The organism is Streptomyces sp. NPDC060027 (assembly GCF_042737005.1).
GTDB lineage: Bacteria > Actinomycetota > Actinomycetes > Streptomycetales > Streptomycetaceae > Streptomyces.
In genome coordinates, this window is sequence record NZ_JBHWVI010000157.1 from 1 (window position 1) to 20,047 (window position 20,047).

Below are 20,047 nucleotides of genomic sequence, written 5' to 3' on the forward strand. Positions count from 1 at the left end.
ATCTGACACTGTGGGGGCGGGGGGGGGGGGGGGGGGGGCGGCCCCGCCCCCCGCGCCCTCCGGCGTCTGCCAGGGACCCGGGCGGATTCCCCCGTCGCCCCGCGGCTTCGCCCTGCCCAGGACGCCCAGCTTCCTGAACAGCGCCCGCACCTGGGCCGGTTGCCGGGCCTTGTGCCAGTAGCCCTCCATGGTCGTCACGTCGGTCGTGGTGTGGATCCAGACGTCCTTGCTCCACGAAGCGTCCGGATAGACGCGGTCCACCCGCCAGGGCGACACGTCATGGGCCATCCACGTCACATTGAGCTGTTGTCCGTCGGCAGCGCCGAGCCCCGGCAGCTCCACCTCGCGGCTATCCGAGTCCGCCCCGCCCAGAAGCCGCAACAACGCGCTGTACTCCTCGTTCGAGTGGTACAGCGCGGCGGTCTCCGCGCTCTGCGGCGAAACCACCAGCACACTCGTCGGCCCGCCGGCCAGGGCGGACGGTGCCGTCGACAGCGCCACCGCGAGAACCACCACCAACGCCCCTACCACCGTGAGCAGTTCACGAACTCTGCGCATGGAACCCCCCGAACCAGCCGGTCCATCGACGTACGGCCCGCCCGCACGTCGTGTGTCACTTCTGGTACACCGCCCGACCGGCCGGGGTTCCCACCCGGCGCCCACGAATTCCGAGCCGTTGTCCGGCGACGGCGAGCCCGGCTACTTCAGCGACCTGGCGATCTCCAGCGCCCGTGCCTTCGAGGCCACTCCCTCCAGCCGGAGCGTCATGTCGCCGTCGCGCATCCACAGGAGCGTCGGCCCGGCGGTCCGCTCGGAACGGGTGAAGCGGTCGCCGTCCGTTTCGACGAGCCAGAAGCTCAGGAGATGCGGCTTCGGGAACCACAGCGCCGGATCGCCGAACTCCTCGTCGTCGTCCAGCCGCAGCCACTCCGGCGGCTCCCGGACCGTCTTGGCGAAGCCGATGTCCAGCCGCGCCGGATACGCGTCGATCCGGACCGTGTGCCCGTGCCCGTGCTCGCGCCAGCACAGGCTCATCAGCAGCCGCCCTCCCGGCTCGGGCGTCACGGTCACCGCGTCCGGAGCGCCGAGGGCGCCGGGCACGGGAGGCTCGAACCCGGCCCGCCGCCCGGCCTGCGCCAGGGTCAGCGAGGGCCCGGGGCAGCCCGGCACCCGGGCTCCGGCCGAGGGCACCGCCGACGGGTCGTAACGCACCTCGACCCCGCCGAAGCCGAACCAGTCGACGACCGCCGCCCGCACCGGGGGCGTGAACACGAGGACCGCCAGCACTCCGCACAGGCCCGCGGTGAGCGCCCGCCGGCGGGCCCGCGCCCAGCGGCGCACCGCGCGCAGCCGCTCGCGGTGCCCCGTAGTCCCGTGCGCCGGGAGCGGGATCCCCTCCCGCCGCCCGGAAGGCGCGGCCGGTGTCCCCATCGCGAGTATGTCCGCCAGCACCCGCTCGACCATCGACTCGTCGCCGTCGGCCCCCGGGCCGTCCAGCGACCGACCGAGCGCCCGCAGCTCGTCCGGCAGCCGGGAGACGTCCGCACGGGCTCGCCGGGCCCGCTCGCGGCCGGACTCCGCGTCGCCGGCGCCTCCGTCCTCGTACGACTCACTCATGCTCGTCACCCCCTTCCCGAGGCTCACGAGGTTGGAAGGCGGGCAGCAGTCGGCCCAGCTTGCGCAGGGCGCGGTTGAGCCGGGACTTCACCGTGCCGCGCGGCCAGCCCAGGGCCTGGGCCGTCTCCGGTTCGTCCATCTCCAGGAGATAGCGGTAGGTGACGACGAGGCGGTGGTCCTCGCTCAGCTGCTCCAGAGCCGCCAGCAGCGCGGAGCGCCGCTCCGACTCCAGCGCCGCGACCGCCGGGTCCGCCGATTCCGGTATCGGCGGACCCGCCTCCGCCAGCGCCGCCTCCCGGCCGGCCAGCGTCCGCTGACGCACCGCCGTCCGTACTGTGTTCCTCGTCTCATTGGCGACGATCGACAGCAGCCAGGGCTTGAACGCCGAGCCGTCCCGGAAGCGCCCCAGCGAGCAGTACGCCTTGATGAAGGCCTGCTGCACCACGTCCTCCGCGTCCGCGCCCGCTCCGAGTGCCCTGGCCGCCCTGATCGCGATGCCCGTGTGGGCACGGACCAGCTCCGCGTACGCCTCCGGCTCCCCGGCGCGTACACGTGCGATCACCACGGCCTCGTCGACGACGATGCCGCCCCCCTCCCGTGTCCTCACACTCTTGCTACACCGCCCGCGGCCCATCGGTTCCCACCCGCGGCACATCTGTTTCCGGCCAGTTCCGGAGAGGGCCCCTGTACCTGAGAGAATGGTGAGCATGGCCTCTGACAGTCCTCGCGTGCTCTCCGGAATCCAGCCCACGGCAGGCTCGTTCCACCTCGGCAACTACCTCGGCGCCGTCCGTCAGTGGGTGGCCCTCCAGGAGTCACACGACGCGTTCTACATGGTCGTCGACCTGCACGCGATCACGATTCCGCAGGACCCCGCGGACCTGCGTGCCAACACCCGGCTCGCCGCCGCGCAGCTGCTCGCCGCCGGTCTCGACCCGGAGCGGTGCACGCTCTTCGTCCAGAGCCATGTCCCCGAGCACGCGCAGCTCGCCTGGATCATGAACTGCCTCACCGGTTTCGGCGAGGCCTCCCGCATGACCCAGTTCAAGGACAAGTCGGCCAAGCAGGGGGCCGAGCGCGCGAGCGTCGGCCTCTTCACGTACCCGATCCTCCAGGTCGCGGACATCCTGCTGTACCAGGCCAACGAGGTCCCGGTCGGTGAGGACCAGCGCCAGCACATCGAGCTCACGCGCGACCTCGCCGAGCGCTTCAACGGCCGCTTCGGCGAGACGTTCACGATCCCGAAGCCGTACATCCTCAAGGAGACGGCGAAGATCTTCGATCTCCAGGACCCGTCGATCAAGATGAGCAAGTCGGCGTCGACGCCGAAGGGGCTCATCAATCTGCTCGACGAGCCGAAGACGACCGCCAAGAAGGTCAAGAGCGCGGTCACCGACACGGACACGGTCATCAGGTATGACACGGAGGGGAAACCGGGTATCAGCAATCTGCTGACCATCTACTCGACCCTCACCGGGACCGGAATCGGGGAACTGGAGCAGAAGTACACCGGCAAGGGCTACGGTGCGCTGAAAACGGACCTCGCCGAGGTCATGACCGACTTCGTGACGCCGTTCCGGGAGCGCACCCAGCAGTATCTGGACGACCCGGAGACCCTCGACGCGATCCTGGCCAAGGGCGCCGAGAAGGCCCGTGCCGTCGCCGCGGAGACGCTCTCCCAGGCCTACGACAAGGTCGGATTCCTGCCCGCCAAGCACTGACGGCCGAGCCGCCACCGTACCCGCGGCCGTCCGGCCGCCCCGCGGTGGCGGCACGGCCCCCTACCACAGCCCCCTCGGCAGTCAGTACGAGACGAGCGCGACACCCGTACGGCCGCCGATTGCGGGCGATACCGCCGTACAGTCGATAGCCGGGCAGGCCGAACAACCGCCCCTGCCCGCGCAGCACCACCGCACAGCCCGGACCATCGAACGACGACAGGAGACGACGTGGGGACCGTAACGATCGGCGTGTCGATCGCGGTCCCGGAGCCTCACGGCAGCCTGCTCCAGGAGCGGCGCGCGGGCTTCGGCGACCCCGCGGCTTCCGGCATCCCCACGCACGTCACCCTGCTGCCGCCGACCGAGGTGGACGCCACGGCGCTGCCCGCGATCGAGGCGCACCTCGTCGAGGTCGCGGCCGCCGGGCGCCCCTTCCCGATGCGGCTGTCCGGCACGGGCACCTTCCGCCCCCTGTCGCCCGTCGTGTACGTACGCGTGGCCGACGGCGCGGAGGCCTGCACCTGGCTGCAGAAGCAGGTCCGGGACGCCTCGGGACCCGTCGCCCGCGAGCTGCAGTTCCCGTACCACCCGCACGTCACCGTGGCCCACGGCATCGAGGACGAGGCGATGGACCGCGCCTTCGAGGCGCTCTCCGGATACGAGGCCCAGTGGCCCTGCACCGGATTCGCCCTCTACGAGCAGGGCGCCGACGGCGTGTGGCGCAAGCTCCGCGAGTTCGCCTTCGGCGGCGCCGTGGTCCCCCCGCAGGCATGCGCCCCCGAGCGGGACACCACCCTCCCGGCCCTCTAGGACGCCCGGCCGTACACCCCGGCCCGGACCCGTACACCCCGGCCCGGCCCCTCCTCGGTGCTCACGACACGACCGGCCGCGGGACTCAGATCGGCAGCCGCCGGAACACCGCTCGCGGCGCGTGCCGCAGGGCCGACATGACCACCCGGAGCGCCCCCGGCACCCACACCGCCTCGGAACGCCGCCTCAGCCCCAGCTCGATCGCCGCGGCCACCGCCTCCGGAGTGGTCGACAGCGGCACCTCCGCCAGATGGGCCGTCATCCGTGTACGGACGAACCCGGGGCGTACGACCATGACGTGCACGCCCGTGCCGTACAGGGCGTCGCCAAGCCCCTGCGCGAAGGCGTCCAGGCCCGCCTTGCTGGAGCCGTAGATGAAGTTCGAGCGGCGGGCGCGTTCGCCCGCGACCGAGGACAGCACCACCAGGGAGCCGTGCCCCTGCGTCTGCAGCGCCCGCGCGCACACCAGGCCGGACGACACCGCGCCCGTGTAGTTGGTCTGCGCGACCCGCACCGCCGCGACCGGCTCCTTCTCGTCCACCGCTTGGTCGCCGAGCACCCCGAAGGCCATCAGCACCATGTCGATGTCGCCCTCGGCGAAGACCTTGCCGAGCACGGCCTCGTGGGACTCGGGATCGAGGGCGTCGAAGGCGACGGTACGGGCGTCCGCGCCGAGTCGGCGCAGCTGCTCGGCGGCCTCCTCCAGGGCGGGCGTCGGCCGTCCGGCGAGCCACACCGTGCGGGTGCGCCGGGTGATGAGCCGGTGCGCGGTGGCCAGCGCGATCTCTGACGTGCCGCCGAGGATCAGCAGGGACTGGGGGATACCGAAAGCGTCCTTCATGACAGCTCCTTGAGACGAGGGAACGAAGACGGGCGGCCGGGAACGCCGGGCTACAGGCCCAGGCGGCGGGACAGGTCGGAGGTGAAGACTCCTCGTGGGTCCAACTCCTGCCGCAGGGCCCGGAACGCGCCGAGCCGCGGATACATCGCGGCCAGCAGTTCGGGCCGCAGCCGCGCGTCCTTGGCGAGGTACACGCGCCCTCCGGCGCCCGCCACCTCCTCGTCCAGCTCGTCGAGGAAGGCGCCGAGGCCGGGCAGGTTCGCCGGGATGTCCAGGGCGAGGGTCCAGCCGGGCACGGGGAAGGACAGCCAGCCCGGATCGCCCTCTCCGAAGCGCTTCAGGACGGCGAGGAAGGAGGGGCAGCGGCGTTCGGAGATGCGCCGCACGATCCGGCGCAGGGTCTCCTCCCGGCCGTGTCCGACGACGAACTGGTACTGGACGAAGCCGCCGCGCCCGTAGACACGGTTCCAGTGGGGCACCCCGTCGAGGGGATGGAAGAAGGCCGGGATCCGCTGGAGCTCACCTGTCCGCGCGCGGGGCGCCTTCCGGTACCAGAGCTCGTTGAAGAGGCCCACCGTCGTCCGCCCGAGGAGCCCTTCCGGTACGAAGGCGGGGGCGGCGGGCAGTTGCGCGGGGCGGAACGCCAGCGGGTGTCTGCGCGCGCGTGGGGGCAGCGAGTCCAGCGGTGCGTGATCGCCGCGGGTCAGGACCGAGCGCCCCGTCCGCGCCCCGCGCGCGAGGAGATCGATCCAGGCGACCGAGTAGCGGTACCGGTGGTCGGTGGCGGTCAGGCGGGCCATCAGGTCGTCCAGGTCCACCGCGCGTTCGGTGTCGACGGACATCAGGGCGGTCTCCACCGGCTGGAGGCCGACGGTCGCCGTGAGGATCACACCGGTCAGGCCCATGCCCCCCGCCGTGGCGTCGAAGAGGGGGGTGCCGCGCCCGACCGTCCGGATCTCGCCGTCCGCGGTCAGCAGTTCGAAGGAGAGGACGTGCCGGGCGAAGGAGCCCGACACATGGTGGTTCTTGCCGTGGATGTCCGCGCCGATCGCGCCGCCCACGGTCACATAGCGGGTCCCCGGCGTCACGGGCACGAACCAGCCGAGGGGGAGCAGGACCTCCATGAGCCGGTGCAGGGACACCCCCGCGTCGCACAGGACCGTGCCGCCGCCCACGTCGATGGCGTGGATCCGGTCCAGGCCCGTCATGTCGAGCACCGCCCCGCCCGCGTTCTGCGCGGCGTCGCCGTACGCCCGCCCGAGCCCGCGGGCGATCCCTCCCCGCGCCCCGCACTCCCGGACGGCGGCCGCCGCCTCCTCGTAGGTGCGCGGGCGGACCAGACGGGCGGCGGTCGGGGCGGTGCGGCCCCAACCCGTGACGGAGACGGTGTCGGCAGGCATGACCGTGACCGTAGCGCCGGTATGGGTGCACAACGGGGCAATCTAACCGGCCCTCACGGGTCCTCACCGAAATGGGTGATTAATGGGATGTCGTCCTAGATTGCCGTAATTCTGTGACCGCTCCCTAGAAGAGTGGGACCACATGGACGACCTTGACGACCGTGACGACGTGGATCGGCGGCTTGACGACCATGGCCACCGCGGTGACATGGACCGACGGCCAGACGAACGTGACCACCATGGCGACATGGACCGCCGGCTCGACGACCATGACGATCACCACGATCACGACGACATGGACCGGCAGCCCGACGACATGGACCGCCGACTCGACGACATGGACCGCCGGCTCGACGACGTGGACCGTCGGCTGCTGTCCGCGTTCCACGCGTACGGCGGGGATCCACGCGTCGCGGCCGTCGCGCGCGCCCTGTCCTGGAGCGGGGAGCACGGAGCTCTCTGGCTCGCCGCGGGGCTCGCGGGGGCGGCCGTCGACCGGGAGCGACGCGGCGCGTGGTTGCGTGCGACGGCGCTCACCGCCACCGCGCACCTCGCGAGCATGGGCGTGAAACGGATCGTGCGCCGCCCGCGCCCCGCGCACGTCACGCCGCTGGTGCGCACGGCCGGGCGGCACTCCTTCCCCAGCTCGCACGCCACCTCCGCGGTCGCCGCGGCGGTCGCCTACGGCACGCTCGGCGCGTATGTCGTGCCGCCGCTCGCCGCCGCGATGTGCGTCTCGCGGCTCGTCGTCGGGGTCCACTACCCCACGGATGTCCTCGCCGGCGCGGCCCTGGGCGCCGCGGCGGCCGGACTGGGCGCCCGTTGGATCGGGGCCGGCCATGGCTGAGCGCACGGCGCTCCTGGAGCGCATCCCGGCCGCCGCCCCGCCGCCGAGAAGCCTGACCGGCGTCGCCCGGGGCCTCGTCAGGACCGCACGCCCCCGGCAGTGGGTGAAGAACGTGCTCGTCGTGGCCGCCCCGGCCGCCGCGGGTCAGCTCTTCTCCCGGCACGCGCTCGGCCAACTGGCGCTCGTCTTCACCCTGTTCACGGCCTGCGCCGCCGCGGTGTACCTGATCAACGACGCCCGGGACGCCGTCGCCGACCGGGCCCACCCGGTGAAGCGCCACCGCCCGGTCGCCGCGGGCCAGGTCCCCGTCCCGGTCGCGTACGCCGTCGGGGGCACCCTCGCGGTCCTCGCTCCCGCCGTCGCCGCCTGGTTCTGCTCACCGGCCGTCTGCGCGCTGCTGACCGCGTACATCGGCATGCAGCTGGCCTACTGCGTCAGCCTGAAGCATGTGCTCGTCGTGGACCTCGTCGTCGTCACGACGGGGTTCCTGATGCGGGCGATGATCGGCGGGCTGGCCCTCGGTATCCCGCTCTCGCGCTGGTTCCTGATCACCACCGGCTTCGGGGCGCTCTTCATGGTCTCGGCGAAGCGGTACTCCGAAGCCGTGCAGATGGCGGGGAAGGCGGGCGCCACCCGCGCGTTGCTCACCGAGTACACGACCGGCTACCTGCGCTTCGTCTGGCAGCTGGCCGCCGGGGTCTCCGTCCTCGGCTACTGCCTGTGGGCCCTGGAGGAGGGCGGAGTACCGAGCGCCGGAGTGCTGCCGTGGCGCCAGCTGTCGATGGTCGCCTTCATCCTGGCCGTCCTGCGCTACGCCGTCTTCGCGGACCGGGGCACGGCGGGCGAGCCGGAGGACGTGGTCCTGCGCGACCGCGCGCTCGCTCTCATCGGACTGGTGTGGCTGGCGATGTACGGGCTCGCGGTGGCGAACTGGTGAGCGTCACCGAGCACCGGCCCGGCTCCGGACTCCCTGTCACCCGCGGGCCGACCGTCGCGGAGCCGACCGACCCGGGGACTGCCGTCAGGGAGTCGGTGGTGGCTTCCGGGGTGATCGGACTCCGGAAGCCGTTCCTGCGCGAACTCCTCGGGTTCGCCTCGGTCGGAGTCCTCGCCTACGCCGCCGACCTCGGCCTCTTCGTCTGGCTGCGCGGCCCGGTGGGTCTGGACCCGCTGACCGCCAAGGCGCTGTCCTTCCTGGCGGGTTGCTCGGTGGCGTACGCCGGAAACGCGCTCGGCACCTACCGGCACGCGGCGGCCCGCGGCCCGCGCCAGTACGCGATCTTCTTCGCGGTGAACATCGCGGGCGCCCTCGTGCAACTGCTGTGTCTCGCGGTCAGTCACTACGGACTCGGGTTCACCTCGCAGCGCGCTGACACCGTCTCGGGCGCGGGAATCGGCATGGCGCTCGCCACTGTCCTGCGTTTTTGGGGTACCCGGTCATTGGTTTTCCGAGGCGAGGGCAGAGTCGGATCATGGACTGGCTGAAAAAGATTCCCGGCGTGGGGCCGCTGGTCGTGCGCCTGATGGCCACGCACGCGTGGCGGTCGTACGAGCGGCTGGACCGGGTGAAGTGGACGCGGCTCGCCGCGGCGATGACCTTCATCAGCTTCGTGGCGCTGTTCCCGCTGCTGACCGTGGCCGCGGCGATCGGTGCCGCCACGCTGAGCAGCCAGCAGCAGAAGGACCTCCAGGACAAGCTCGCCGAGCAGGTGCCGGGCATCTCCGACCAGCTGGACATCAACAGCCTCGTGCAGAACGCCGGCACGATCGGGCTCATCGCGGGCGCCCTGCTGCTGGTCACTGGTATCGGCTGGGTGGGCTCGATGCGGGAGTGCCTGCGCGCGGTCTGGGAGCTGCCCGACAGCGAGGAGAACCCCCTCCTGCGCAAGCTCAAGGACGGCGGCGTACTCGTCGGGCTGGGCGGGGCCGTGCTCCTCACCATCGTCGTCTCGACCCTCGCGTCCACCGCGGTGGGCTGGTCGGCGCGGCACCTCGGCATCGACGAGAACGGCTGGGGGAGCGTGCTGCTGCAGGCCATCGCCTTCGCGGTGGCCGTGCTCGCCGACTTCCTGGTCCTGCTGTACGTCCTGACCCTGCTCCCCGGTGTGCAGCCGCCGCGCCGTCGGCTGATCGTCGCGGCGCTGATCGGCGCCGCCGGGTTCGAACTGCTCAAGCTGCTGCTCAGCGGCTATATGCGGGGCGTGGCGTCGAAGAGCATGTACGGCGCCTTCGGGGTGCCGATCGCGCTGCTCCTGTGGATCAACTTCACGTCGAAGCTGCTCCTGTACTGCGCCGCCTGGACGGCCACGGGGAGCGAGGAGTCGGCGCGGACCGAGGAGGAGGCCGACGCGGGGGAGCGGACGGAGGCCGTGCGGGCAGCGGCGGACCCGGACGAAGCGGCGGACCGGGGCGAACCGGCGGACCCGGACGAACGGGCGGACCGGGGCCAACCGTCCGGCTCGAAGGGCCGGAGGGCCTCGGGGGCTCCGAAGGACGCGAGGGCTCCGGAGCCCCGGGGGATCAGCGGCGGCGGCGCATCAGGTCCGGCAGCGGCCAGCGGCGGTTGACCAGGAAGACGCCCGCCGTGAGAAGGACGAGGAAGCCGCCCGTGAGGCCGAGCGCGATGCCGATCCCGCTCGAACCGCCCTTCTTCGTGGCGGTGGCGGCGGCCACCGGCTTGGTGGAGGCGCTCTCCGAGCTTGTGCCGTCCGAGGCCTTCGCACCCGGCTGAGCGGTGGTGTCGACGCCCTTGGGCGGGACCAGTTCACCCACCGGCTGGACCGTGCCCGAGGCCTTGAATCCCCAGTCGAGGAGCCGCGCGGCTTCCTTGTAGACCTCGTTGTGCTCGTTCTTCTCCGGGTTCATGACCGTGACGAGCAGCACCTTGCCGTCGCGCTCGGCGACACCCGTGAAGGTGGCGCCCGCGTTGGTGGTGTTGCCGTTCTTCACGCCCGCGATGCCCTGGTACGTGGTGACGTCGCTGTCGCCGGTCAGCAGCCGGTTGGTGTTCTGGATCTCGAAGGACCCCCGGGTGGTCTTGCCCTTCTTGTTCTTGGCCGTCTCACCGGGGAACTTCGCCCGCACTGTCGAGCAGTACTCCCGGAAGTCCTTCTTCTGGAGCCCCGACCGGGCGAACAGCGTCAGGTCGTACGCCGACGACACCTGACGTCCGGCGTCGTAGCCGTCCGGGCTCACCACGTTCGTGTCGAGGGCCTGGAGGTCCTCGGCGTGCGCCTGCATGTCCTTGACCGTCTCGTCGACGCCGCCGTTCATCGCGGACAGCACGTGCACGGCGTCGTTGCCCGAGCGAAGGAAGACACCGAGCCACAGGTCGTGGACGGTGTACGTCTCGTTCTCCTTTATGCCCACCATGCTGGAGCCCGAGCCGATGCCCGCCAGGTCGGAGGAGGCCACCTTGTGCGGGGTGGTCTTCGGGAACTTCGGCAGCACCGTGTCGGCGAAGAGCATCTTCAGGGTGCTCGCAGGGGGCAGCCGCCAGTGCGCGTTGTGGGCGGCCAGGACGTCGCCCGACTCCGCGTCGGCGACGATCCAGGAGCGGGCGGTGATGTCCTTGGGCAGGACGGGGACGCCGCTGCCGAGGTTCACCTGGTTCCCGGGCCGGCCGAGCTGCTCACCGCCGACGGTCGACATGTTCGCCGGGGGAGTGGCCGACGGCGAGGCCGTGGGGCTCTTCGCCGGGCTCGTTTCGTCGGCGGTGTCGGCGAACGCGGGCGCCGTGAGCGAGAGGGCCAACAACGTGGCGGAAGTGACCAACAAGGATCGCTTGGCGGTCTTTTTCGAGGCAGGCACGGTCGAGAAAGTACAGGGCTCACGACGGGAAGTCCCATCACCTCTCGGGGAAGCCTCCTCGCCCTCTCCACCCCGGCGCCGGGTCACGGTCGGCGACGGCGATACTGAACGCATGAAGCTCAGCCGCCCCGTGTCCTGGTTCCTGCTCGCCTTCGGGGTGTGGAGCTGGGTCATTTGGGTCACTTTCGTAAAGAACCTGTACAAAGACGGCAGCGGGCTCGCGTTCGACGACGCGGGCGATCCGACGGCGTACTTCTGGGTGCATCTGACGCTCGCGGTCGTTTCCTTTGTCTTGGGGACGGTCGTCGGGGTCATCGGGTTGCGCGGCGTACGCGCTTTGCGCCAGACGTCATAACAGGGGATACGGCGTCATGGTCATCGTGTTCGTGCTGGTGGGTGTGGCCGTCCTGGCCGTGCTCGGTGGGTCGCACTGGTATGCCTGGAGACGGCTGGTGCGGGACACCACGGCCGGTCCCGGAGCGGTCCGCCGGGTGGGGGCGGTGGTCTTCGCCGCCGGGCCGCTGCTGATGTTCGGCGCCGTCGCGAGCGAGCGTGCGGGCGCTCCCTTCTGGCTCCAGCGGACGCTGGCCTGGCCCGGGTTCCTGTGGATGGCGCTGCTGCTCTACCTCGTGCTGGCGCTGCTGGCGGGGGAGTTCGTACGGCCGCTTCTGCGCAGGCTCGGGGAACGCCGGGCAGGCGGACGGCAGGAGACCGACGGGACGGCGTCCCCCGCCGCGGTCGGGGAGGCGGGTCCGCGCGAGAGCGTACGTGCCCGGTCCGCCGCGACGACGGGGAGCGGCGCCGCCGGGGCCCTGGCACGGACCGCGACGACCGGTCCTGCCGAGCCGGCGGGGGCCGTTCGCCTGCCGTCGCGTCGCCTCCTCGTGTCCCGTGTCGTGGGTGGTGCCGCCGCGGCCGTCGCGGTGGGGACCGTGGGATACGGGACGTACGGCGTACTGCGCGGGCCGTCGGTGAAGCGGGTCACCGTGCCGCTCGCCAAACTGCCCCGGTCCGCCCACGGCTTCCGGATCGCCGTAGTGAGCGACATCCACCTGGGGCCGTTGCTCGGGCGCGGGTTCGCCCAGAAGGTCGTCGACACCATCAACTCCACGCAGCCCGATCTGATCGCCGTCGTCGGTGACCTCGTCGACGGCAGCGTGAAGGATCTCGGACCGGCGGCCGCCCCTCTCGCCGGGCTGCGGGCCCGGCACGGGGCCTACTTCGTCACCGGGAACCACGAGTACTTCTCCGGAGCCGAGCAGTGGGTCCGGGAGGTGCGGGAGCTGGGGATCCACCCCCTGGAGAACGCGCGGACCGAGCTGGCCGGATTCGACCTCGCCGGCGTGAACGACGTACAGGGCGAGAGCGAGGGGCAGGGGCCCGACTTCGGTAAGGCGCTCGGGGACCGGGACACCACGCGGGCCTGTGTGCTGCTCGCACATCAGCCGGTGCAGATTCATGATGCGGTGCGCCACGGGGTCGACCTCCAGTTGTCCGGACACACCCATGGCGGGCAGCTCTGGCCGGGGAACCTCATCGCGGCCGCCGCCAACCCGACGGTCGCGGGCCTGGAGCGCTACGGCGACACGCAGTTGTACGTCTCCCGGGGCGCGGGGGCCTGGGGGCCGCCGACCCGGGTCGGCGCGCCCTCGGACATCACGGTCGTGGAGCTGGCCTCGCGAGAGGCCTGAGAGCCCGTCGCGAAACGGGCCGGCAGTGACCGTCCGGGCCGGTTCGAGGGAGTGCGGGACCGTGGGCGGCGACGACGGCTCGCGCCGTGACCGCCGCCCGCGGGCGAGCCGCTGGGGCCCTACGGGTGGGGTGTGGACCCGTACGCCGTCAGGAAGCGGTCGCGGAACGCGCTCATCTTCCACACCGGGGCGTCGTGCTCGGGCCGGAGGCCGTCCGTCCAGCCCCAGTCGGCGATCCTGTCGAGCACCTTCGGGTCCTTGGCGACGATCGAGACGGGCACGTCACGGCTGGCGTGGTCGCCGCTGACCCGGGCCATCGGCTGGTGGTCGCCGAGGAAGATCAGCACGGTGTCCTTGTCGCCGTACCGCACCAGATAGTCGATGAGGCTGGTCACCGAGTACTGGATCGACTTGCCGTACTCCTCCTTCGACTTCTGCGAGCTGGTGATGACGTCCCCGGGCCTCTTGCCCGCCTTCTCGATGGCGTCGTAGACCGAGCCGTCACCGACCTGGTCCTGGGGCACCGTCCTGGGGATCGGCGCCCACGGCTGGTGGCTGGAGGTCAGGATGATCGTCGACATCAGCGGCTTGTCGTGCTTCCTGCCGTGCTCCAGGCGTTCGAACGCGGCCAGGGCGTACTGGTCGGGCATGGTCGACCAGCTGAACTTCGGTCCCTGGTAACCGAGATCGCGGGAGTCGTAGAGCTTGTCGATGCCGTAGAACTTCTGCTCGGGCCAGGCCTTCTGGATGCCCGGCATGATGCCCACGGTGTCCCAGTCGCCCGTCTTCTTGAAGGCGCCGGGCAGGGTCAGATGATCGCCCGCGGTCACCGTGCGATAGCGCTGCTGGTTGCTGACCCACAGGCCCGACAGGAACGTCGAGTGGCCGAGCCAGCTGCTGCCGCCGTACGTCGCCGAGGTGAGCCAGCCGCTCCTCGCCGCGAAGCCGGCCCGGGTCAGCTTGTCGTTCTCCGAGGTGAGCGTCGCGTCGACGCCCGGTGCCATGACCGGGTCCTCGATGGCGCTGCGGCCGTAGCTCTCGATGAACGTGATCATCATGTCCTTGCCGCGCAGATCGGTGAGCAACTGGCTGGGCGGCGTGTTCGCGAAGGTGTCCTTCTTCGCGATCCTGCCGAACTCCGCCTCGTCCCGCAGCGTGTTGCGCACCCGCTTCGCCCGGTCCTGGACGACCAGCGCGGTGTGCTCGGCGGCGATGGGCACCCCGGTGAACTGCACGCCCAGCGACGCGCAGACGACCCAGGCGACGGCCAGCACGAGCGTCGTGCGCGTCGCCGTGGCGGAGTTCCGGGCCACCAGGTTGCCCAGCCGGACGACCGACGCCGTCATGAGGGCCAGTACGGCGATGACGAGCGCCACCGCCAGGACCGCGATGCCGAGCGCGCCGCCCTTGCCGAACGTGTCCTGGAGGTAGGCCTGCGCGTCGCCGAGGAGCGACCAGTCGAGGACGACGTTGAAGCCCCGCCCGAGGTATTCGTGGAAGCCGACGTCGAGGCAGTTCAGGACGGTCAGGACGCCCAGGCCGAGCCCGGAGAGCGCCGCCACGGCCGTGCGCGGCCTGCGGGGCAGGACGATCAGCAGGGCGGCGCCGAAGATCGCCTCCACCGGGAGGCGCAGGAACTCGGCGGGCCGGAACCGGTCAGACTGGCTCGGCATGAGGAGCGCGAACAGGACGAGCGCGGCGGCGAGGACGGTCGCGGCCGACGCGAGGGTGCGGGCGGCGGCGGGATGCCGGCCCCGCCACCCGCGCCACCGCCCGCGCACGGGCGTCGCTCCTGACGGAGGCTCCTCCCCGTCCCCGACGGCCGTGTCCGGGGCGTCGGCGCCACCCTCCGCGGGGCCTTCGGCCCGGCCCGCGGCAGGGTCTGTGCCCGCGCCGACCTCGACGGGCTCCTCGGCCTCGGCCGGGTCCTCGGCCTCGGTCAGGGTGGTGCCGTCGCCGGTCCCGGCGGGCGTCTTAGGTCCGGTGGAGGCTGCTTCCGGTGGGGTTCCGGCCGGGTCGTCCTCGGCCGGGAGCGAGGGGGTTCCGTCGGTCGGTGCGGCCGGGGTCGTGGCGTCGGACGGGGGTATCTCGGCCTCGGGTTCGGCCGCCGCCTCCCCCTCGCCCGAGGCGGCGGCGCCTTCCGCCGGGGCCGCGTCGGCGTCCGCGAGCGGCTCCGGTGCCGGTTCGTCGCGCGGTGGTGCCCCGTCCGTGTTCGGCAGCTGTCGAGAGCTCGTGTTGAACGACAACCCGGCGGTCCTTCCGTGCGAAGCGCGGTGGTGGCGTGGCGGCCCGACCGGAGGAGACCGATTCCGCCCTCATCGTGGTGTACGGCGCCACGGCGGCCCGTGTTCAACCGGCTCGGTCAGCTTCTCCCCAAGTCCGTTCCAGCAGGTCACAAAGTACGTTCCAGCAGGTCACAGCGGTGCGAACGAGGCCGTCCCGGCCCGCACGGCAGGCTCGGCGATGCCACCGCGACCCCGAGACACCGCCGTCACCCCACCGGCGTCCCCCGCCTCACCCCACCGGTGTCCCGCGCTTCACCGCACCGGCAGCGTCACCGTCACCGCCAGGCCCTCGCCGGGCGCCGTCCGTACCGCGACCGTGCCCCCGTGCGCCCGCACCACTCCCTGCACGATCGCCATGCCGAGCCCGCTGCCCGCGCCGCCGCCGGCCCGGAAGAAGCGGTCGAAGATGCGCGCCGCGTCCTCTTCCGGGAGCCCGGGACCCTTGTCCGCGACACACAGCCGTACGGCACCGTCCGCGCGCTCCAGACCGAGCCGCACCGGTACGTCGTCGGGCGTGTGGGTGCGTACGTTGCCGACGAGATTGCCCAGCACCTGCCGCAGCCCCGACTCGTCGGCCTGCACGAGCAGCGTGCCGTCGGCGCCCACGGTCACCGGGCGGCCCGGCTGCTGGGCGCGCAGGTCCGCGGCCGCGTCCCGCACGAGCCGGCTCAGGTCGACGTTCCTGAACCGCAGTTCGGGCCGCTGGTCGAGGCGGGCCAGGGTGAGCAGCTCGTCGACGAGCCGGCCCATACGGTCGGCCTCCCCGTTCATCCGGTCCCAGGCCCGCCCGCGCTCGACGGGATCGGTCAGCATCCCCTTCTCGTACAGCTGGAGGTAGCCGCGTATCGCCGCCAGCGGTGTGCGCAGCTCGTGCGAGGCGTCCCCGACGAACCGGCGCAGCTGGGCCGCGCTGTGTTCACGCGTCCGGTAGGCCGACTCGACCTGGTGCAGCATGGAGTTGAGCGCGAGCCGCAGCTGTTCGACCTCCTGGGTCGGATGATGGCTGGAGGGCACGCGCCGGGTCAGATCCCCTTCGGCGATCGCCGACGAGGTCTCCACCATGGCCTCCAGCGGCCGCATCCGGCGGCGCACGCTGAACATCGTGAGGCACGCGAGCAGCGCCAACAGCCCGGTGCCCACGGTCAGATCGAGCTTGAGCGCCTTCGCGATGCCCTTGTGCAGTCCGTCGGTCGAGGCGGCGAACAGGACGTACGTCCCGTCGGCGAGCCGTCCTCCGGTCGCCCGGTAGTCGGCGCCGCGCACGGTGATGTCGCGGGGCTCGCTGTCGCGGGCGAGCGCGCCCGGGTCCTCGACGGCGGCGGCGAACGCGCGCTGTGTGGCGGTGGGTTCGAAGCCGGCCACCTCGATCGCCCCGCCCCGCCGGTCGACCGCCACGAAGAGCGAGTCCGGTTTCGGTGACTCGTCCACCGCGGGCCCGATCCGGTCCCGTACGAACGCGAGGGCGCTCAGTGAGTCGATCTGGCTCATGGTGAGCTGCGAAACACCCAGCGACTCCCGCGTCTTGGCGAGCTGTGTGTCCACCTGGTCGAGCAGGTAGTGCCGCATCCCCATCAGGCTCACGGCGGTCGCCACCACGATGCCCAGGGCCAGCAGCCCCACGTTCGCCAGGGTCAGCTGGCCGCGCAGCGAGTGGACACCGTGCTTGCAGCGCGGGAAGCGGAATCCGGGCCGGACGAACAGACTCATGCGAGTCCGTACCCGACGCCCCGGCGGGTCTGGATCACCGGCGGCCCCAGCGGTTCCAGCTTGCGCCGCAGGTAGCTGATGTACGTCTCCACCACGGTCGACTCGGCCGGGTGCTCGTACTGCCATACGTGGCGCAGGAGTTGCTCCTTGGGCACGATCCGCCCGCCGTTGCGGACGAGGAAGCGCAGCAGGGCGTACTCGGTGGGGGTGAGCTCGACCGTGGTGCCCGCGCGGTGGACGCTGTACGTCGTCTCGTCCAGCTCCAGATCGCCGTAGCGCAGGGGCGGGCGCTGCGGCAGGACGTCGTCGGGCCGCGTGCGGCGCAGGACGGCGGTGATCCGGGCGACGACCTCGTCGATGTTGAACGGCTTGGTGATGTAGTCGTCGCCGAAGCCGAGCGCGCCGACGATCTCGGCGGGCGCGTCCCGCGCGGTCAGGAAGACGACGGCCAACTCGGGCTGCCGTAAACGCAGTTCGCGTCCGAGGGCCCGGCCGTCGCCGTCCGGGAGCATCACGTCGAGCAGCGCGGCGTCGGGACGGGTGCGCTCGGCGAGCGCGAGCGCCGCACGGACGGTGCCCGCCGCCATCACCTCGAAGCGGTGGTAGCGCAGCGCGATGGTCAGGACGTCCGCGATGCTCGGCTCGTCCTCGACGACGAGGACGGTGGCTCCCTCGTGAGCGGTCATGCCCCCAGTATCGGCGGGGCCACCGACAGCGGGGCCGGTTCGAGCCTTGGAGTTCCTTGAGAGTCATGGGCGGGTCGTGTCCCCGCCCGCGCGCCGCCGCCAATCCTGGTGCCAGGACCTGGGGGACCGACCGACCCGACTAAGGAGCGTTGAACGTGGCGGTATTGGCACGGTGGTGCTATCGGCACCGGCTGGTGGTCCTGTTGCTGTGGGTGGGCGCACTGTTCGGTCTGGGCTTCGCGGCGACCACCGCGGGCACGGACTACGCGAACGTCTTCTCCCTCCCGAACACGGACTCCAAGCGCGCGTACGACCAGATGGAGAAGGCCTTCCCGAACAGCGCGGGGGACACCGACACGGTGGTCTGGAAGGTCGACGAGGGCTCGGTCAGGGACGCGTCCGTGCGTTCCCGGATCCAGCCCGTGCTGGACGAGATCGCCGGCATGAAGGGTGTGGGCCAGGTCGCGGGGCCGTACGAGGGGAAGGGGGGCGCCGCGCAGATCAGCCGTGACGGCACGATCGCGTACGCGCAGATCACCTTCGCCGAACAGGCGAACGCCGTGCCCAAGGAGCTGGTGCAGGACGTCGTCGACCTCGCACAGGACGCCGAACGCGGTGGACTGCAGGTCGAGTTGGGCGGTCAGGCGATCCAGCGCGTCCAGGAACCGCCCACCGGGCTCGCCGAGATGGTCGGCATCCTGGCCGCGGCCGTCGTCCTCTTCCTCGCCTTCGGTTCGCTCTTCGCCATGCTGCTGCCGATCGGCATCGCGATCTTCGGCGTGGGTACGGGGCTGTTCTCCACGCAGCTGCTCAGCCACGCCACGGACATCCCGGACCTGGCCCCGCTGCTGGCCACCCTGATCGGCCTCGGTGTCGGCATCGACTACGCGTTGTTCATCGTCACCCGGCACCGGCGCGGTATCCTGCGCGGCATGGCGCCCGAGGAGTCGGCCGTCGTCGCCCTCAACACCTCGGGCCGGGCGGTGCTGTTCGCGGGCGGCACGGTGTGCATCGCGCTCGCGGGCATGCTCGTGACGAACCTCCGCTTCCTGGACGGCGTGGTCATCGGCACCTCCCTCACCGTCGTGTTCAGCGTGCTGGCGGCCACCACCCTGCTGCCGGCACTCCTCGGCCTTCTCGGCACCCGGGTGCTGAGCCGCCGTCAGCGGCGCAAACTGGCGGCGCGGGGGCCCGAGCCGGAGCGGGCGAGCGGTGCCGCGGCGCGCTGGTCGATGAGCGTGCAGCGCCGCCCCCGTACGATCGCCGCCATCGCCCTGGCCGTGATGGCGATCCTCGCGATCCCGGTCCTGTCGCTGCGCCTCGGCGCCACCGACCAGGGCAACGACGACGCCACCACGACGACCCGGCAGGCGTACGACCTGCTCGCCGAGGGCTTCGGGCCCGGCTTCAACGGGCCCTTGCAGGTGGTCGTGACCGGCGGCGACACGGACGCCCTGGTGAAGAGCGTCGACGGCACCGCCGGAGTCGCCCAGGCCGTCGCGCTGCCGCCCGCGCACGGTGTGACGGTGATCCAGGTGGTGCCGACGACGTCACCGCAGTCGGAGGAGACCGACCGGCTGATCGACACACTGCGGGACCGGGTGATCCCGGACGCGGGGGCGCGGGCCCACGTCGGTGGCGTCACCGCCGTGTCGAAGGACTTCGCCACGATCACCGGTGACCGGCTGCCGTACTTCGTCGCCACGATCATCGGGCTCGGCTTCCTGCTCCTGCTGATCGCCTTCCGCTCCCTGGTGGTCCCGCTGACGGCCGCGCTGATGAACCTGATCGCCGCCGCCGCGTCCTTCGGCGTCCTCGTCGCGGTCTTCCAGTGGGGCTGGGGCCTGGAGCCGCTCGGCCTGGGCAAGGAGGGCCCGATCAACGCCTTCCTGCCCGTCATCATGCTGTCGCTCCTGTTCGGCCTCTCCATGGACTACCAGGTGTTCCTGGTGAGCCGCATGCACGAGGAATGGGTGCACACGAAGGACAACGCGCGCGCGGTGCGGGTCGGACTGGCCGAGACCGGCCGGGTCATCAACTCCGCCGCCCTGATCATGGTGTGCGTCTTCCTCGCGTTCGTCCTGAGCGGCGACTCGGGAGCGGCGATGGCGGGTGTCGGCCTCGCGGCCGCGGTGGCCCTGGACGCCTTCATCCTCCGTACGGCCCTGGTGCCGGCCGCGATGCACCTGCTGGGCGACTCCAACTGGTGGCTGCCGGCGGGCCTGGAGAAGCGGCTGCCGCACCTCGCGGTGGAGCCGGCCGAGGCGCCGTCCGAGGGCGCCGTTCCCGTCGAGGGCGGCGCGTCGGTCGTCCACGGCTTCGTCCGCGACGCGGAGGGCGTGCCCGTCGACGGAGCCGTCCTCACGCTGCTGTCCAAGGGCGGCCGTCAACTGGACCGCGTGACCTCGCTGGCCGACGGTTCGTACATCGTCTCGGTCCCGGCTCCGGGGACGTATCTGCTGTCGGCGACGGCCCGTTCGTACGGGGCGCGGGCCCGGCACGTGGTCGTCGCGGACGAACCGCTGGTGCACGACGTGGCGCTGGCGGAGGGCGAGGTGGACGCCGACGCGGTCAACTGAGGCCCCCGGACGCGGGAACCGTCCGAGGTGAGGAGCGCCCGCCGGGCGAGGGC

19 protein-coding genes are annotated in these 20,047 nt (G+C 71.9%); 9 read left to right on the plus strand and 10 right to left on the minus strand.

Annotated elements, in window-relative coordinates:
- From ACFWBT_RS30340 to ACFWBT_RS30350, 3 genes are all read right to left on the minus strand, one after another.
- A partial coding sequence (locus ACFWBT_RS30340; RefSeq protein ID WP_385706065.1) for a hypothetical protein occupies window positions 1-558 on the minus strand: 558 nt, incomplete at its 3' end.
- A 141-nt stretch (window positions 559-699) separates the two neighbouring features.
- Window positions 700-1,617: a hypothetical protein gene (locus ACFWBT_RS30345; RefSeq protein ID WP_385706067.1), complete on the minus strand. Its 918-nt coding sequence runs from the start codon at window positions 1,615-1,617 to the stop codon at window positions 700-702.
- On the minus strand, window positions 1,610-2,179 hold the full coding sequence (locus ACFWBT_RS30350) for an RNA polymerase sigma factor (RefSeq protein WP_385706094.1): 570 nt from the start codon (window positions 2,177-2,179) through the stop codon (window positions 1,610-1,612). Before ACFWBT_RS30350 ends, ACFWBT_RS30345 begins: the two co-directional genes overlap by 8 nt.
- 145 nt (window positions 2,180-2,324) lie before the next feature.
- On the opposite strand from ACFWBT_RS30350, the gene trpS reads away from it, so the two are divergent.
- Window positions 2,325-3,338: a tryptophan--tRNA ligase gene (trpS, locus tag ACFWBT_RS30355; protein WP_385706069.1), complete on the plus strand. Its 1,014-nt coding sequence runs from the start codon at window positions 2,325-2,327 to the stop codon at window positions 3,336-3,338.
- Window positions 3,339-3,566: 228 nt separating this feature from the next.
- Complete coding sequence (locus ACFWBT_RS30360) at window positions 3,567-4,148, plus strand: 2'-5' RNA ligase family protein (protein WP_385706071.1); 582 nt, start codon at window positions 3,567-3,569, stop codon at window positions 4,146-4,148.
- Window positions 4,149-4,233: 85 nt separating this feature from the next.
- Here the strand turns inward: ACFWBT_RS30360 and ACFWBT_RS30365 are convergent, their stop codons facing one another.
- The 3 genes from ACFWBT_RS30365 to ACFWBT_RS30375 form a co-directional block, all read right to left on the minus strand.
- Window positions 4,234-4,989 (minus strand): decaprenylphospho-beta-D-erythro-pentofuranosid-2-ulose 2-reductase, encoded by a 756-nt coding sequence (locus ACFWBT_RS30365; RefSeq protein WP_385706073.1) that lies wholly within the window; start codon window positions 4,987-4,989, stop codon window positions 4,234-4,236.
- A 50-nt stretch (window positions 4,990-5,039) separates the two neighbouring features.
- On the minus strand, window positions 5,040-6,389 hold the full coding sequence (locus ACFWBT_RS30370; RefSeq protein ID WP_385706075.1) for an FAD-binding protein: 1,350 nt from the start codon (window positions 6,387-6,389) through the stop codon (window positions 5,040-5,042).
- 124 nt (window positions 6,390-6,513) lie between these two features.
- Entirely contained in the window at window positions 6,514-6,678 is a 165-nt protein-coding gene (locus ACFWBT_RS30375) for a hypothetical protein (RefSeq protein WP_385706077.1), read from the minus strand.
- 6 nt (window positions 6,679-6,684) lie between these two features.
- On the opposite strand from ACFWBT_RS30375, the gene ACFWBT_RS30380 reads away from it, so the two are divergent.
- The 4 genes from ACFWBT_RS30380 to ACFWBT_RS30395 all read left to right on the plus strand — a co-directional run bounded on the left by ACFWBT_RS30380 (window position 6,685) and on the right by ACFWBT_RS30395 (window position 9,803).
- Complete coding sequence (locus ACFWBT_RS30380) at window positions 6,685-7,236, plus strand: phosphatase PAP2 family protein (RefSeq protein WP_385706078.1); 552 nt, start codon at window positions 6,685-6,687, stop codon at window positions 7,234-7,236.
- The gene (locus ACFWBT_RS30385) at window positions 7,229-8,173 is read left to right on the plus strand and encodes a decaprenyl-phosphate phosphoribosyltransferase (RefSeq protein WP_385706080.1); all 945 of its coding nucleotides are present in this window, start codon (window positions 7,229-7,231) and stop codon (window positions 8,171-8,173) included. Before ACFWBT_RS30380 ends, ACFWBT_RS30385 begins: the two co-directional genes overlap by 8 nt.
- A 113-nt stretch (window positions 8,174-8,286) precedes the next feature.
- The gene (locus ACFWBT_RS30390; RefSeq protein WP_385706096.1) at window positions 8,287-8,721 is read left to right on the plus strand and encodes a GtrA family protein; all 435 of its coding nucleotides are present in this window, start codon (window positions 8,287-8,289) and stop codon (window positions 8,719-8,721) included.
- On the plus strand, window positions 8,709-9,803 hold the full coding sequence (locus tag ACFWBT_RS30395; protein WP_385706082.1) for a YihY/virulence factor BrkB family protein: 1,095 nt from the start codon (window positions 8,709-8,711) through the stop codon (window positions 9,801-9,803). The genes ACFWBT_RS30390 and ACFWBT_RS30395 overlap by 13 nt, the downstream gene beginning before the upstream one ends.
- Here ACFWBT_RS30395 and ACFWBT_RS30400 read toward each other — a convergent pair.
- Window positions 9,757-11,046 carry a D-alanyl-D-alanine carboxypeptidase family protein gene (locus tag ACFWBT_RS30400; protein WP_385706084.1) on the minus strand — a complete coding sequence of 430 codons (1,290 nt, stop codon included), beginning with the start codon at window positions 11,044-11,046 and terminating at the stop codon, window positions 9,757-9,759. The genes ACFWBT_RS30395 and ACFWBT_RS30400 overlap by 47 nt on opposite strands.
- Window positions 11,047-11,158: 112 nt before the next feature.
- Between ACFWBT_RS30400 and ACFWBT_RS30405 the strand changes: the two genes are divergently transcribed.
- A complete protein-coding gene (locus tag ACFWBT_RS30405) occupies window positions 11,159-11,401 on the plus strand; it encodes an SCO4848 family membrane protein (protein ID WP_266761959.1) in 243 nt (80 codons plus the stop codon).
- Window positions 11,402-11,417: 16 nt separating this feature from the next.
- Window positions 11,418-12,737, plus strand: a complete 1,320-nt coding sequence (locus tag ACFWBT_RS30410) for a metallophosphoesterase (protein ID WP_385706086.1) — start codon at window positions 11,418-11,420, stop codon at window positions 12,735-12,737.
- A 119-nt stretch (window positions 12,738-12,856) separates the two neighbouring features.
- Here the strand turns inward: ACFWBT_RS30410 and ACFWBT_RS30415 are convergent, their stop codons facing one another.
- The 3 genes from ACFWBT_RS30415 to ACFWBT_RS30425 all read right to left on the minus strand — a co-directional run bounded on the left by ACFWBT_RS30415 (window position 12,857) and on the right by ACFWBT_RS30425 (window position 17,415).
- On the minus strand, window positions 12,857-14,983 hold the full coding sequence (locus ACFWBT_RS30415) for a sulfatase-like hydrolase/transferase (RefSeq protein ID WP_385706088.1): 2,127 nt from the start codon (window positions 14,981-14,983) through the stop codon (window positions 12,857-12,859).
- Between the two features lie 291 nt (window positions 14,984-15,274).
- The gene (locus ACFWBT_RS30420) at window positions 15,275-16,729 is read right to left on the minus strand and encodes an ATP-binding protein (protein WP_385706090.1); all 1,455 of its coding nucleotides are present in this window, start codon (window positions 16,727-16,729) and stop codon (window positions 15,275-15,277) included.
- Window positions 16,726-17,415, minus strand: a complete 690-nt coding sequence (locus ACFWBT_RS30425) for a response regulator transcription factor (RefSeq protein ID WP_385706092.1) — start codon at window positions 17,413-17,415, stop codon at window positions 16,726-16,728. The genes ACFWBT_RS30420 and ACFWBT_RS30425 overlap by 4 nt, the downstream gene beginning before the upstream one ends.
- A gap of 164 nt (window positions 17,416-17,579) precedes the next feature.
- Between ACFWBT_RS30425 and ACFWBT_RS30430 the strand changes: the two genes are divergently transcribed.
- On the plus strand, window positions 17,580-19,994 hold the full coding sequence (locus ACFWBT_RS30430) for an MMPL family transporter (RefSeq protein WP_385706097.1): 2,415 nt from the start codon (window positions 17,580-17,582) through the stop codon (window positions 19,992-19,994).
- Window positions 19,995-20,047 lie beyond the last annotated feature (53 nt).

Excerpts from the sequence above, each read along its gene's own strand:
- ACFWBT_RS30380 (WP_385706078.1), top strand. The coding sequence starts at position 6,685 with ATGGACCGGCAGCCCGACGACATGGACCGCCGACTCGACGACATGGAC.
- ACFWBT_RS30370 (WP_385706075.1), bottom strand. The coding sequence starts at position 6,389 with ATGCCTGCCGACACCGTCTCCGTCACGGGTTGGGGCCGCACCGCCCCG.
- ACFWBT_RS30395 (WP_385706082.1), top strand. The coding sequence starts at position 8,709 with ATGGACTGGCTGAAAAAGATTCCCGGCGTGGGGCCGCTGGTCGTGCGC.
- ACFWBT_RS30405 (WP_266761959.1), top strand. The coding sequence starts at position 11,159 with ATGAAGCTCAGCCGCCCCGTGTCCTGGTTCCTGCTCGCCTTCGGGGTG.
- ACFWBT_RS30345 (WP_385706067.1), bottom strand. The coding sequence starts at position 1,617 with ATGAGTGAGTCGTACGAGGACGGAGGCGCCGGCGACGCGGAGTCCGGC.
- ACFWBT_RS30425 (WP_385706092.1), bottom strand. The coding sequence starts at position 17,415 with ATGACCGCTCACGAGGGAGCCACCGTCCTCGTCGTCGAGGACGAGCCG.
- ACFWBT_RS30410 (WP_385706086.1), top strand. The coding sequence starts at position 11,418 with ATGGTCATCGTGTTCGTGCTGGTGGGTGTGGCCGTCCTGGCCGTGCTC.
- ACFWBT_RS30365 (WP_385706073.1), bottom strand. The coding sequence starts at position 4,989 with ATGAAGGACGCTTTCGGTATCCCCCAGTCCCTGCTGATCCTCGGCGGC.
- ACFWBT_RS30420 (WP_385706090.1), bottom strand. The coding sequence starts at position 16,729 with ATGAGTCTGTTCGTCCGGCCCGGATTCCGCTTCCCGCGCTGCAAGCAC.
- ACFWBT_RS30385 (WP_385706080.1), top strand. The coding sequence starts at position 7,229 with ATGGCTGAGCGCACGGCGCTCCTGGAGCGCATCCCGGCCGCCGCCCCG.
- trpS (WP_385706069.1), top strand. The coding sequence starts at position 2,325 with ATGGCCTCTGACAGTCCTCGCGTGCTCTCCGGAATCCAGCCCACGGCA.